Source organism: Plantactinospora mayteni (assembly GCF_016862935.1).
In the GTDB taxonomy this organism is placed as follows: Bacteria; Actinomycetota; Actinomycetes; order Mycobacteriales; family Micromonosporaceae; genus Plantactinospora; species Plantactinospora mayteni.
Map to the genome: position 1 here is coordinate 74837 of NZ_BONX01000003.1, position 13188 is coordinate 88024.

At 72.1% G+C, this 13188-nt stretch carries 10 protein-coding genes and 1 riboswitch; of the genes, 7 read left to right on the forward strand and 3 right to left on the reverse strand.

Going from position 1 to position 13188, the window contains the following annotated elements:
• Positions 1–79 precede the first annotated feature (79 nt).
• From Pma05_RS02480 to Pma05_RS02495, 4 genes are all read left to right on the forward strand, one after another.
• A complete protein-coding gene (locus Pma05_RS02480) occupies positions 80–1642 on the forward strand; it encodes a bifunctional cytidylyltransferase/SDR family oxidoreductase (protein WP_203855599.1) in 1563 nt (520 codons plus the stop codon).
• Between the two features lie 57 nt (positions 1643–1699).
• Complete coding sequence (locus Pma05_RS02485; protein WP_203855600.1) at positions 1700–3400, forward strand: CDP-glycerol glycerophosphotransferase family protein; 1701 nt, start codon at positions 1700–1702, stop codon at positions 3398–3400.
• Between the two features lie 111 nt (positions 3401–3511).
• Positions 3512–4303 (forward strand): GNAT family N-acetyltransferase, encoded by a 792-nt coding sequence (locus tag Pma05_RS02490; RefSeq protein ID WP_203855814.1) that lies wholly within the window; start codon positions 3512–3514, stop codon positions 4301–4303.
• A 212-nt stretch (positions 4304–4515) separates the two neighbouring features.
• Positions 4516–5082 carry a hypothetical protein gene (locus Pma05_RS02495; RefSeq protein WP_203855601.1) on the forward strand — a complete coding sequence of 189 codons (567 nt, stop codon included), beginning with the start codon at positions 4516–4518 and terminating at the stop codon, positions 5080–5082.
• Between the two features lie 132 nt (positions 5083–5214).
• Here the strand turns inward: Pma05_RS02495 and Pma05_RS02500 are convergent, their stop codons facing one another.
• Complete coding sequence (locus Pma05_RS02500; RefSeq protein ID WP_203855602.1) at positions 5215–6036, reverse strand: C39 family peptidase; 822 nt, start codon at positions 6034–6036, stop codon at positions 5215–5217.
• 472 nt (positions 6037–6508) lie between these two features.
• Positions 6509–6651, reverse strand: a riboswitch (cyclic di-AMP (ydaO/yuaA leader).
• Positions 6652–6907: 256 nt separating this feature from the next.
• Here Pma05_RS02500 and mdlC point away from each other — a divergent pair.
• Positions 6908–8509, forward strand: a complete 1602-nt coding sequence (gene mdlC / locus Pma05_RS02505) for a benzoylformate decarboxylase (RefSeq protein WP_203855603.1) — start codon at positions 6908–6910, stop codon at positions 8507–8509.
• A 34-nt stretch (positions 8510–8543) separates the two neighbouring features.
• On the opposite strand, the gene Pma05_RS02510 is transcribed toward mdlC, so the two are convergent.
• Positions 8544–10145, reverse strand: a complete 1602-nt coding sequence (locus Pma05_RS02510; RefSeq protein WP_203855604.1) for a flavin monoamine oxidase family protein — start codon at positions 10143–10145, stop codon at positions 8544–8546.
• A 389-nt stretch (positions 10146–10534) separates the two neighbouring features.
• Here Pma05_RS02510 and Pma05_RS02515 point away from each other — a divergent pair, with 389 nt between their 5' ends.
• The gene (locus Pma05_RS02515) at positions 10535–11497 is read left to right on the forward strand and encodes an AraC family transcriptional regulator (RefSeq protein ID WP_203855605.1); all 963 of its coding nucleotides are present in this window, start codon (positions 10535–10537) and stop codon (positions 11495–11497) included.
• A 6-nt stretch (positions 11498–11503) separates the two neighbouring features.
• Here Pma05_RS02515 and Pma05_RS02520 read toward each other — a convergent pair whose 3' ends face one another.
• Positions 11504–12568 (reverse strand): NADP-dependent oxidoreductase, encoded by a 1065-nt coding sequence (locus tag Pma05_RS02520; RefSeq protein ID WP_203855606.1) that lies wholly within the window; start codon positions 12566–12568, stop codon positions 11504–11506.
• Between the two features lie 141 nt (positions 12569–12709).
• On the opposite strand from Pma05_RS02520, the gene Pma05_RS02525 reads away from it, so the two are divergent.
• Positions 12710–13174: an aminoacyl-tRNA deacylase gene (locus Pma05_RS02525; protein WP_203855607.1), complete on the forward strand. Its 465-nt coding sequence runs from the start codon at positions 12710–12712 to the stop codon at positions 13172–13174.
• Positions 13175–13188 lie beyond the last annotated feature (14 nt).

Here is a 13188-nt window from a genome sequence, read left to right on the forward strand (position 1 = left end):
GCCACGGCACAGTCAGACCCCCCAACCGGTGCGATGACAGCCCCTAATCGGAACAGTGGTAGCTCAGTGAGGATCGGCAATGGCGCATGACCTGACCACGGGCACCGCCGCGCGGTGGCGGCCCGCCCGGACCGTGGCGGTGGTGCTGGCCGGGGGCACCGGAACCCGGGTCGGACTGGGCATCCCCAAGCAGCTCCTCAAGATCGCCGGCAAGCCGATCCTCGAACACACCATCACGGTCTTCGAATCCGCGCCGGAGATCGACGAGATCATCGTGCTGATGGCGCCCGGCTTCCTCACCGAGGCGCGGCAGATCGTCGACAAGGCCGGCTTCCGCAAGGTCAGCCAGGTGATCGAGGGCGGCGACACCCGCAACGCCACCACCCGGCTGGCGCTGGCCGCGATCGGGCCGGACGACTGCAACGTGCTCTTCCACGACGCGGTCCGGCCGCTGCTGAGCCCCCGGATCGTCCGGGAGTGCGTCAACGCGCTCTGGACGTACTCCGCCGTCGACGTGGCCATCCCGTCCGCCGACACGATCATCCAGGTGGACGAGGACGACTGCATCACCGACATCCCGGTACGGTCCCGGCTGCGCCGGGGGCAGACACCGCAGGCGTTCCGGTCGGGCACCATCCGGGCCGCGTACGCGCTGGCCGCCGAGGATCCGGAGTTCAGTGCCACCGACGACTGCGGGGTGGTACTGCGCTACCTGCCCGAGGTGCCGATCAAGGTCATCGAGGGTTCGGACGAGAACATCAAGGTGACCCACCCGGTCGACGTACACCTGGCGGACAAACTGTTCCAGCTCGCCGCCGCCCAGGCGCCCCGGCTGGTGGACGAGCGGGCGTACGTCGAGGAGCTGAGCGGCCGGACGGTGGTGGTCTTCGGCGGCAGCGAGGGCATCGGAGCGCGGCTGGCCGAGGTGGCCCGGAGCTACGGCGCGGACGTCTTCCCGGTCAGCCGGTCGAGCACCGGCACCCACGTGGAGCGGGGCGAGGACGTCGCCGCCGCGCTGCGTGGCGCGTTCGAGGCGACCGGCCGGATCGACCACGTGGTGGTGACCGCCGGGGTGCTCCGGATGGGCGCGCTCGCCGAGATGGACGAGGCGACCATCGCGCACATGCTCCAGGTCAACCTGGTCGCGCCGGTGGACATCGCCCGGCGGGCGCTGCCCTATCTGCGGCAGACCCGGGGCCAACTGCTGCTCTACACCTCCAGTTCCTACACCCGGGGCCGGGCCCGGTACGCCCTCTACTCCGCCACCAAGGCCGCCGTGGTCAACCTCACCCAGGCGCTCGCCGACGAGTGGTCCGAGTGCGGCGTACGGGTGAACTGCGTCAACCCCGAGCGGACCGCGACCCCGATGCGGACCCGGGCGTTCGGGGAGGAGCCGGAGCACACCCTGCTGGCGGCCGACACGGTGGCCCGGGTCTCGCTGGACGTGCTGCTCTCCGGGCTGACCGGCCAGGTGGTCGACGTCCGCCGCTCCCCCGGCGACCCGGCCGCCGAGCCCACCGACCAGTCCGCCGACGCGGACGACGCCGAGCCGGACAGTTCCGGCCAGGGGAACGGGCTCGGCCGGATCGGGCGGCAACGCTCCGCCGAACTGGTGCCGCCGCCCCGGGTCGGCACCGCCTAGCCAGGTTCCGCACCGGCCGGACCACCGTCCGGCGATCCGTCTCAGGGAAGGAAGCGCATGCGTGGCGATCTGGTCAGGAAACTGACCGTCCGGTGTCTGAGTGCCGGCCTGGCCGTGCTGTCCTTCCTGGTCCTCGCCCTCACCTCGGCCGAGCCGCTGGGCCTCGCCCTGGCGGTGGCCGGTGCGGTCGCGGTCTGGCTGGAGCGCCGGGTCAATCCCCGCGCCGACCTGGTCGCCGAGCCGGTCCTGCTGATCGCCGGAGTGCTGGTCGGATACGCCCACCGGGTGCCGGAGGCCCGGTTGAACTGGGTGGCGCTGGCGCTCACCGGAGTGGCGCTGCTCGGGCTGACCCTGGCCGAGCGGCCACTGCGGGGCGCCGCCGAGCTGGAGGTGCGCGCGGCCAACCTCGGCGTACGGTCGTCGCCGCTGCTCGTCGCCGACCGGCTCGGGCCGGCGGTGCTGGTCCTGCTGGTCGTACTCGCCGGCACCGCGGCGCTGACCCTGCCGGTCTGGCCCGCCCTGATACTCACCGTGCTGGTCGGCGCCGGTGCCACGGTCGGTGCGGTCGGGCCGATCGCGCTGCGCCGGCTGCGGCCCTCCGGCGGGCAGAGCGCGGTCACCCAGGCACTCCGGCGGCACCAGCCCGAGTTCCTGCTCTACTTCTCCGCGCCGCCCGGCTCGGAATACCAGGTCATGATGTGGCTGCCGTACCTGGAGCGGATCGGCCGGCCGTTCATGGTGCTGCTCCGGGAGCCGAACTTCCTGCCGACGATCTCGGCCGCCACCAGGGCGCCGGTGGTGGTCTGCCCGACGCCGCGCTCGATCGACGAGGCGATCGTGCCGAGCCTGCGGGTGGCGTTCTACGTCAACCACGGCGCCAAGAACAGCCACAGCATCCGGTTCGCGCACCTCACGCACATCCAGTTGCACCACGGCGACAGCGACAAGGCGCCGAGCGCCAACCCGGTCTCCGCGATCTTCGACCGGATCTTCGTGGCCGGGCAGGCGGCGATCGACCGGTACGCCCGCAACGGCGTGACGATCCCCCGGGAGAAGTTCGCCATCGTCGGCCGGCCACAGGTGGAGTCGATCGCGGTCAGCCGGGAGCCGATCCGGGACCGGGCCGACCAGGTGGTGCTCTACACGCCGACCTGGACCGGGCACAACGCCGACGTCGACCACTGCTCGCTGCCGGTCGGCGAGACCCTGGTCCGCAAGCTGTTGGAGCGGGGCGCGACGGTGATCCTCCGGGCCCACCCGTACACCTCGCAGAATCCGGCGTCGGCCCGGCAGCTCGCCCGGATCGAGCAGCTCCTCGCCGAGCACCGGACCAGTACGGGGCGGCGGCACGTCTTCGGCGCCGACGCGGCGAAGAAGATGAGCCTGGTCGACTGCGTCAACGCCTCCGACGCGCTGATCTCGGACGTCTCCGCGGTGATCTCCGACTACCTCTACTCCGGCAAGCCGTACGCGGTCACCGACCGGGTCGGCGAGGGAGACCGGTTCGTCGAGGGCTTCCCGCTGGCCGGCTCGGGCTACGTGCTGGACTCGCAGATGTCCAATCTGGACGACGTACTGGGCCGGCTGCTGGAGAGCGATCCGCTGGCCGAGACCCGGTGGCGGACCCGTACCCGCTATCTCGGCGACTTCCCGGAGCAGCGGTACGCCGACGGGTTCCTCGACGAGGCCCGCCGGCAGTTGGACAGCGCCGCTGCCGCGCCGACCGTGCCGTCCCCCCGCCCCGCGCCGGTCTCCTGAGCGGCGCGTCGACACCGGTCTCCTGAGCGGTGTCGATGCCGCTCGGCTGGGCACGGGCGGCGGCGGTCTCCGGAGCACCGTCGGCGGTTGTGCCATGATGCGTCGGTGACGATGATCAGGACCAGCCACGACCGGAACGAGCTGGCCGGCCTGCTGCGCCGCGACCCCCACCTGCACGCGTACGAACTCGGCGACCTCGACGACTTCTACTGGCCGTACACCACCTGGTATCGGCTGGACGAGGCGGTGGCGCTGCTCTACCAGGGCGGGCCCACTCCGGTGCTGCTGGCGCTGCACCGCTCACCGGCGGTGCTGAGCGAACTGCTCACCGGCCTGCTCCCGGTGCTGCCCCGGCACTTCGAGGCGCACCTCTCCCCCGGCGGCGAAACGGTGCTGGCCCGGGAATACCCGGTCAGGTCGCGCGGGGCGCACCTGAAGATGGCGCTCACCGACCCGGACCGGCTGGCCCGGGTGGCGCCGGGCGGCGAGGTGCTGACCGAGGCCGACGTACCCGAGCTGACCGCGTTCTACCGGACGGCCTATCCGGAAAACTGGTTCGATCCCCGGATGGTCGAGACCGGCCACTACGTGGGGCTGCGCCGGGACGGTGAACTCGTCGCCGTCGCCGGGGTGCACGTCTGGTCGCCGCGCTACCGGGTGAGCGCGTTGGGCAACGTGGCGACGGTTCCGGGGTACCGGGGGCAGGGGCTGGCCAGCACGGTGGTGGCGACGCTCTGCCGGCGGCTGCTGGAGACCGTCGACACGGTGGCACTGAACGTCGTCGCGGAGAACACCGCCGCGTACAAGCTCTACGACCGGCTCGGCTTCACCCCGGTCGCCGAGTACGCCGAGTACGTCGTCGGCGAGCCGCCGGCACCGGCCTCGGACGTCCGTCCTGTTTGAACCGGATCACCGACATGGACCGGATCACCGACTTGAACCGGATCACCGGCTTGGACCTGTCCGACCCTTGTCAACGGTCGGCACCCCGGGCACCATGTCAACGTTCTCGAAAGCCGCCAGTCCGCCAGGCTGCCGGACCTCTCGTCCGCCCGGTCCGTACGCCTGTCGCCCACCTGTCTTTCGTCAGCTGATCTGTCGCCGAGGAGGCGCCGGTGCTTGAGGAGTTCATGGGCATTCCCGCCCACCCCTTCCTGGTCCATGCCGCGGTGGTCTTCGTGCCACTGCTCGCGTTGACCGCGGTCGGGTACGCGTTCCTTCCGTTCGTCCGCCCGCACCTGCGGTGGGTACTGGGACTGCTCGCGGTCGCCACCCCGCTCGCCGCGCTGGGAGCCAAGCTCTCCGGTGACCAGTTCCTCGCCCGGCTGGAGTCCCGCAACCGGGTCAGCCCGGAGTACGTCCCCCGGTTGGCCGAGCACCAGGACCTCGGCACCAACACCCTGTACGCGACGATCGCGCTCGGGGTGCTGACCCTGGCACTGGTCTTCCTGGTCAAGCCCAAGCCCCGGGTCACCGCCACGCCCGTGACCGTTGGGGCCGCCGGGACCGACGGGACCGGCGGGGACGCTGCGGCCGGTGCGACCGCCGCGACCGCCAAGGGGTCATCGGTGCTGCTGACCGTGGTGCTCGGGGTGCTGACCCTGGCTGCTGCCGGGATCACCCTCTACTTCGTGTTCCGTACTGGTGACACGGGCGCCAAGGCGGTGTGGGAGGGCCAGTGATCCCCGCCTGACCACGGGCCCGGCCGACGACACGACGACGCCGGCCCGCCCCCACACCCTCGGTCGGCACGGGTCGTCCGGGTGGGTGGGGCGGGCCGGCGTCTTGTCGGTGCTACCGGCGGGTGGGTCGGATCAGGACGAGTAGCCCCGGGTGGCCGCCCAGTTCGCCAGGTCGACGGTGCTCATCCAGTAGTTGCTGTCCTCGCCCGGGATGGCCGGGTCGGCGATCTTCACCGTACGGCCGTTGTCGCGGTAGCCGACCACGGTCAGGTAGTGCCCGCCGGGGTAGCTGTGCCAGCCGCCGTCGAGATCGGTGGCCGAGCCGGCGATGTTGACGACCACGGCGTACCCGCTGGTGACGGCGTGCACGACGTCCGCCTGGAGTCGGTCCATCTGGGCCGAGGTGGCCGCGCCGCCGGGGATGGCGGTGGTGCCGTAGAAGTCGGTACCAGTGATCTTGTTCAGCGCCCGGGTGGTGTCCTCGGCCGAGTTCGTACCGCTCGTCGTGGTGCCGAGTTCGGCGGCGACGGCGTCCTGGCTCGGCTGCTTGTCCCGGACGGTCAGCGCGATCCGGGTGGCGGCCGGGCCGCAGTACCAGCCGTTGATCTGGGTCTGGAACTGGTAGTCCAGCAGCTTCGACTTCGGGGGCGCCGGTGGCTTGCTCGGGGTGCTGGCCGGGGCCGCCTTCGCCTTGGTGGCCGCCGGGGCCGGTTCGGTGGTCGCCGGCTGCGACGGGGTCGCCGGGGCGGTCGTCTCCGGTGCGGTGCTCTCGGGTGCGGCGGTGACGGCCGCTCCGGCCTGACCCGCTGCCGGGGCGCCGAGTTCGGCGACCGCGACGGTCGAGGCGTCCGGGGTCTCCGCCGAGCCGGTCGAGGTCAGCACGATCCCGGTGGACACGGCGGCGGCGAGTACCGCGGCCGAGGCGAGCGCGAGCCGGTTGCGCCGGCTCGACATGGCGGTCCTGAACCGCCCGTTAATTGCGTGCTTCAACGTTATCCTCCAGGGGAAATGCGCGTCATTGCTACCGGGGGGCATGGAATGACGCGACGTTTCTGTCGCTGCCGGAATGTGTCGCGGGTCGCGCGAAATCGCACGGGAAAGGTCCGCCGATTCGCATTCGGCGGGGTCGGACCGACGGTTGCGCCGACCGGTGGCTGCGCCGCTATCGGCGTACCGGTGGAATCAGCGCCACCACGATCCTGGGCCGATCGGCGGCCTCACCGGGAACTGCCGGCCAGCTTGGCCGGCGGGCCCGGAGCGCCCACGCGTCGACGGCTTACGCGGCACAGATCGCTATCGGGCCAGCTTGGGGTGCCGGCCGGGGGCCGGGCGGTCCGGGACGGTCGCGGTGGCCGGGGGCGGCGCCGCGACGCAGCGAGGGAACTGGGGGGACGGGCCGGGGCCCGGGTGATGCGGCACGAACAGCTACTCCTTCCGACACCGCCTACCGGGTTAGCTGACGGATTCGGGCGGGGAAGGCAGCCCTACCACGGGCCAGCGGCTCGCGGATTCACCCCAGATAACTATGGGTCCCCGGCTCGTTACCGAACGACTCGGCGGGTCCGCTCCGGTGTCACCCGCATGGCGACCAAGGGGCCGGAGCAGACCCGCCGACATTACTGGCCGTGTTCTGCCGTTGCCAACCGCGCTGAACAGCGAAAACAGTGATTGAGAGCGCGATTGGGACGGCCGGCGGCCGGGATCCTGGGCCACCCCTGGCGGGCAGATAAACCAGCATGATCATGTACGCGTACGGTATGACGGAAATGACCGGCTTGGCGGGGTGGTCCCAGCATGGGACGAGGACTCCAGGAGGCTCCTTCCGATGACAACGGTGCACGAAGCGACCTACGACCTGCTCCGTTCCCTCGGCCTGACCACCCTGTTCGGCAACCCGGGCTCCACCGAGGAGCCATTCCTGAAGAACTTTCCGGCCGACTTCTCCTACGTCCTGGCTCTCCAGGAGGCCAGCGCGGTCGCGATGGCGGACGGCTACGCCCAGGCCAGCGGCCGGCCGGTACACGTCAATCTGCACACCGCGCCCGGCACCGGAAACGGAATGGGCAGCCTCGTCACCGCCTGGCACAACAAGACACCCATGATCGTGACCGCCGGACAGCAGACCCGGACGATGAATTTGTCCGAGCCGATGCTGACGAATGTGCGCCCGACCCAACTGCCCGAGCCGTACGTCAAATGGAGTCACGAGCCACTGCGCGCGCAGGACATCCCGGAAGCATTCATGCGTGCGCTCGCCACCGCCGTACAGCCGCCGGCCGGGCCGGTGTACCTCTCCCTGCCGCTGGACGACTGGGACGAGCCGGCCACCGGCACCGCCCAGGTACGCCGGGTGAGCACCCGGGTCGCGCCCGATCCGGCGGAACTGGACCGGTTCGCCGAGATCCTGGCGGCCAGCCGGCAGCCCATGCTGGTGATCGGCTCCGGAGTCGACCGGGCCGGTGGCTGGGCCGAGGCGGTCACCCTGGCCGAGCGGACCCGGGCACCGGTCTGGCAGCCGCCGTTCGCCGACCGGGTCGGCTTCCCGCAGGACCACCCGCAGTTCCAGGGACTGCTGCCGCCGGCGATCGGGCCGCTGGCCGAGAAACTTGTCGGCCACGACACCGTACTGGTGGTCGGTGCCCCGGTGTTCCGTTACTACCCGTACGTCCCCGGTCGGCAGGGCTATCTGCCGGACGGTACCCGGCTGCTGCACGTCACCGACGATCCGGCCGAGGCGGCCCGGGCACCGGTCGGGGACAGCCTGGTCGGCGACGTGACGCTGGCCTGCGCCGGGCTGGCCGAGCGGCTGCCGCCGACCGACCGGCCGATGCCACCGCCCCGGGCCGCCGCGCCGGACGGGGCCGACGGCACCCCGCTGCACCCGGAGGCGCTCTTCGGCGCGCTCGCCGCCGAGTGGCCGGCGGACGGGATCGTGGTCCCCGAGTCCCCCTCCAACCTCAGCGTGCTGCACCGGCAACTGACCATCACCCGGCCGGGTTCGTACTTCAAGATGGCCAGCGGTGGCCTGGGCTTCGCGCTGCCGGCGGCGGTCGGCATCGCGCTCGCCCAGCGGGACACCGGGCAGCACCGGCCGGTGGTGGCGGTGATCGGGGACGGCTCGTTCCAGTACTCGCCGCAGGCGCTCTGGACCGCCGCCCAGCACCGGCTGCCGATCGTCTTCGTCGTGCCGGTCAACCAGGAGTACGGCGTGCTGAAAGCCTTCGCCGAGTTGGAGGACGCGCCGGGGGTGCCCGGACTGGAACTTCCCGGACTAGACATCCCCGGCATCGCCCGTGGCTACGGCTGCACCGCCTACCAGGTGGAGTCGGTCGACGAGTTCCGGGCGGCGTTCCGGGCGGCGCTCGGCACGGAGAGCCCGACCGTACTGGCGGTACCCATCACCCGGGACGTCGCCCCGCTGCTCTGACGGTTCCGGCGCCGGACCGCCGCCCGGCGGGTGGTCAGCTCGCCATCACCCGCTGGTGCAGCGCGGTGACCACCGAGCGGGCCGAGACGAAGGCGCCGTGCTGCCAGGCCACCTCGTGGCTCAGCCAGTCACCCGCGAAGTAGACCCGACCGGCCGGCCGGAGCAACAGTTCGTAGCCGGCGGTACCGTGCGGCGGCGAGGTCCAGGCGCCCTCCAGATAGCGGGTCCGATCCCAGGCGTGTGAGTACGCCGTCACCAGCTCGGAACGGTACTTCCCGCCGTGGATCTTCACGCCCTGCATGACCGCCCGCTCCTGGCGCTGCGCCGGAGTCAGCGCGCTGTACGCCCGCGCGTTCGCGCCGGTGTTGTAGTAGCCGACGATCAGGCCCCGCCGGCCGTGGAAGCCGTACGACGGGTACCAGATGTGCGACAGGTCGAGGTCGGTCTCCGTGATGCCGCCGTAGATCCGCTGGTCAAGCTCCCACCAGCGGCTCCGGTACTCCAGACCGATCTTGCCGGAGGCGGTGACCGGGAAGCTGCCGAGCGCCGCCGTCAGGCCGGTACCGAGGTTGTGCGGCACCCGGGCCATCAGGTGCGGCGGCAGGGTCGCCACGCAGAAGTCGGCCCGGACCAGGCGCTCCCGGCCACCCTGCCGGTAGGTCACCTCGACCCGGCCACCCCGGTCGGTCACCCCGGTCACCTCGGCACCGAGCTGGATCCGGTGCGTACCGATCGCCTTCGCCAGCGCCCGGGGGATCTGGTCCATCCCGCCGACCGGCTGGAACATCAACATCGCCTGGTCATAGCCGAGTTCGAAGGAGAAGTACCGGCCGACGTTGCTGGCGAAGACGTCGGCCAGCGGCGGCGGGGCACCCAGCGGTACGCCCTCGTCGTTGCCCGCGCCCGGATAGCTGGCGTACCCTCGCCGGCCGGTGCCGGTGTACGCCCACCCACTGGTGCGACCGCCGATCGCGCCGTAGCTCTGGAGGAACGAGAGCAGCCGCTGCTTGTCGTCGACGGTCAGCCGGTCGTCCAGCGCTCCCTGGTCGGTCGCCTTGGCCAGCAGCTCGGAGACGTAGCCGTAGACGTCCGCCTTGGCGGTACGGTAGCGGACCGGCGAGGTCATCCCGGCCGACTCGTTGTAGATCCAGGCGTCCGCGTTGGCGTTGGTGAACACCTCCACCGGTACGCCCAGCTCGCGGCAGTAGTCCATGGTGACCATCCACTGCGCGATCCGGCCCGGGCCGGCGTTGAGATACATCCCGTCGGAGAACCCGGCCCGCTGGGTGTGCCCGTCGAGATCGGTCTCCACGGTGCCGCCCCGGACGGTCAGGTTCCGGCCGCCGGCCCGGGATCGCGCCTCCAGCACCGTGCAGTCGTACCCGGCCTTGCCCAGCTCGTACGCGACCGCGAGGCCGGCGACGCCGCCGCCGAGCACCACCACCCGGGCGCCGGACCGGCCGGTCAGGTGGAAGTCGGCACGGGTCGGTGCCCGGAACGGCGGTGCCGCCGAGGCGGCGGTCGGGGCGAGCCCGAGCGCACCCATCGTGGCGAGCATCGCGCCCGCCCCGCCGCTGACGCCGACCGCACGCAGGAAACCGCGCCGGCTGACCGTGGACTGGTCGTACTGGTTCATCCTGCCTCCCCGCCGCGTCCGTCTTCGCCGCATCTGTCGTCGCGCTCGTCGTCACGGCCGTGGAGACCGAGCTGCCTGGTTCGTCGTCCACCGCTTTCGCTCATGCCGTCCCCCCTTCGAAGATCCGTGGGACGCCGAGTCTGTAAGGGGTGTGTTTCCGCGACAGAACAGAGAAGATTGCCGATTTGTTTCCAGGTCGACGCTAGCCGGACGACCCCCGAGCAGGCCGGATAGCCTCGCGGACCGGACGGACATGTCCGTCCGGTTACCCCCGTCCGGTCCGCCGGACTTCTCGCCTCCGGCCGGTTCTCACCGCGCCGGCACCGGCCAGCGTGGACGGCGGTGAGCTGATTTGGCGGGTTCGATGTCCGCGTGTCTACACTGACGCCGTGCGCGATGCCCTGTCGAGCCTGCTCCAGGACGTCCGGCCCGAGGGCGTGATCTTCGACCGGTCGACGGTCCGGCCGCCCTGGTCGCTGCGGGTCGTGGAGGCCGCCCCGCTCACCCTGCTGACCATGCTCGGCGGGGAGGCGTGGTTGCGGCCGGACGGCGGCGCGCCGGTCCCGCTGCGCCACCGGGACGTGGCGCTCGTGGTCGGCACCGCACCGTACGAGGTCGCCGACGCCCCCGAGACCACCCCGCTGGTCGTGGTGCACGGCAACGACCACTGCACCACCCCGGACGGGCTCGCCGTCGACGAGGGACTTCCGATGTGCCGGATGGACGGCGATCCGGCCCGGTCGGTGGTACTCAAGGGCACCTACCGGATCCGGGGCAGCGTCGCCCGGCGGGTCCTGACCGCACTGCCCCGGGTCGCTCTGGTACCGGCCGACCCCGCCGGCTCCCCGACCATGCAGATGATCGTCCAGGAGATCGGCCGCGACAAACCCGGCCAGCGGGTCGTCCTCGACCGCCTGCTCGACCTGCTGCTCGTCGCCACCCTGCGGGACTGGTTCGACCGGCCGGGCTCGTGCACGCCACGCTGGTACCACGCACACGGCGACCTGGTCGTCGGTCCGGCACTGCGACTGCTGCACGACGACCCGGCACACCCGTGGACGGTGGCGACCCTGGCCGCCAAGATCGGCATCTCCCGGGCGGCATTCGCCAAGCGCTTCACCGAGCTGGTCGGGCAGGCACCGATGGCGTACCTCGCCGACTGGCGAACCTGCCTCGCCGCCGACCTGCTGCGGCAGACCGACGCCACCGTCGACGCCATCGCCCGACAGGTCGGGTACGCCAACGGCTACGCCCTGAGCGTCGCCTTCAAGCGCACCCAGGGCGTACGGCCCAGCGAGCACCGTGCCGCGTCCCGGACCCCGGTGCCGGGGCCCGAGACGGTCGACCGCTAACGGCCGCTAGCGGGCCTCGTCGGCGAGCCGGACCAGCATCTTTCCGACGTTGCCGCCCCGGAGCATCTCCAGGAAGGCGCCCGGAGCCGCCTCGATCCCCTCCCGGACGGTGGTCGCGGTCCGCAGTGTGCCGTCGGCCAGCCAGCCGGCGGCCAGCGGAAGATACTCGGCGAACCGGTCCAGGTGGTCGGTCACCAGCATGCCGCGCAGGCTGAGTCGCTTGGTCAGCGCCAGCATCAGGTTGGTCGGGCCGGGCACCGGCGCGGTCGCGTTGTAGACGCTGATCGCGCCGACCAGCGCGACCCGGCCGCCGACGTGCAGGGCGGCCAGGGCTGCCTCCAGATGGTCGGTGCCGACGTTGTCCAGGTAGACGTCGATGCCGTCGGGCGCCGCCGCCGCCAACTGCGCGCCGATCGCATCCGCCCGGTAGTCGAGCCCCGCGTCGTAGCCGAACTCCTCGACCAGCCGCTTCGCCTTCTCCGGGCCGCCGGCCGAGCCGATCACCCGGGCCGCGCCGAGCCTGCGGGCGAACTGCCCGGCGAGCGAGCCCACCGCACCGGCGGCGGCGGAGACGAAGACCACGTCACCGGGGCGGACCGGGGCGGTGTCGGTGAGCGCGACGTACGCGGTCAGCCCGGGTATCCCGAGCACTCCGAGGTACGCCTCGGCAGGCGCGACGGCGGTGTCGACCACGGTCGCGGCGGCCGCGTCGAGGACGGCGTACTCGCGCCAGCCGAGGAAGTGCGACACGGTCGCCCCGACCGGTACCGACGGGGCCTCGGAGGCGACGACCTCGCCAACCGCACCGCCGTCCAGAGCGGCACCGACCCGGAACGGCGGGATGTACGACTCCCGGTCGTCCATCCGCCCCCGCATGTACGGGTCGACCGACATCCAGGTGTTCCGCACCAGGACCTGCCCCGGTCCCGGCGCCGGTGCGGTGGTGCCGACCAGTTCGAAGTTCTCCGGACCGGGTTCACCCTGCGGCCGGACGGCCAGCCGGATCTCCCGACTGGTCAGTCCCGGGCCGGCGGATCCGGTCCCGGGGACAAGGATGGGTGCGTCGCTCATGCCACCGAGTCAACCGCGCCGAGCCGGGACGGTGAATGGCTCGGACGCTCGGAACGATGTCCGAACGTCCAGCCGGTCGCGGTCGGCACGGGTCCGCCGGACCCGCCGCGACGCCGAGCGGCCGGCGGGTACGGTGGCGCCATGTCCGCGATCACCGCTCTCACCTCGGCCGGTGTCCCGCACCGGGTGATCCGGCACGGGCCGGTCCGCAGCGTCGCCGAGGCCGCCGAGGCGATCGGCGTCGAGGTGCCGGACGTGGTGAAGACCATCGTGGTACGCCGCGCCACGCAGGACTTCGTCTTCGTCCTGGTACCCGGCGACCGGGTGATCTCCTGGCCGAAGCTGCGTACCCTGCTCGCGGTCAACCGGCTCGCCCTGCCGGACGCCGACGAGGCCAGGTCGGCGACCGGCTACGAGCGCGGCACCATCACCCCGTTCGGCTCCCGGACGGCGTGGCCGGTGGTGGCCGACGAACGGATCCGGGGCCGCACCATCACGCTCGGCACCGGCGAGCGCGGCAGCGCCGTGGCGCTGGACGCCGACGCGGCGGTGGCCGCCCTCGACGGCCGGATCGCCGACGTCACCGACCCGGAACCGCCCCGCTGACTCGGCAGGGGCGG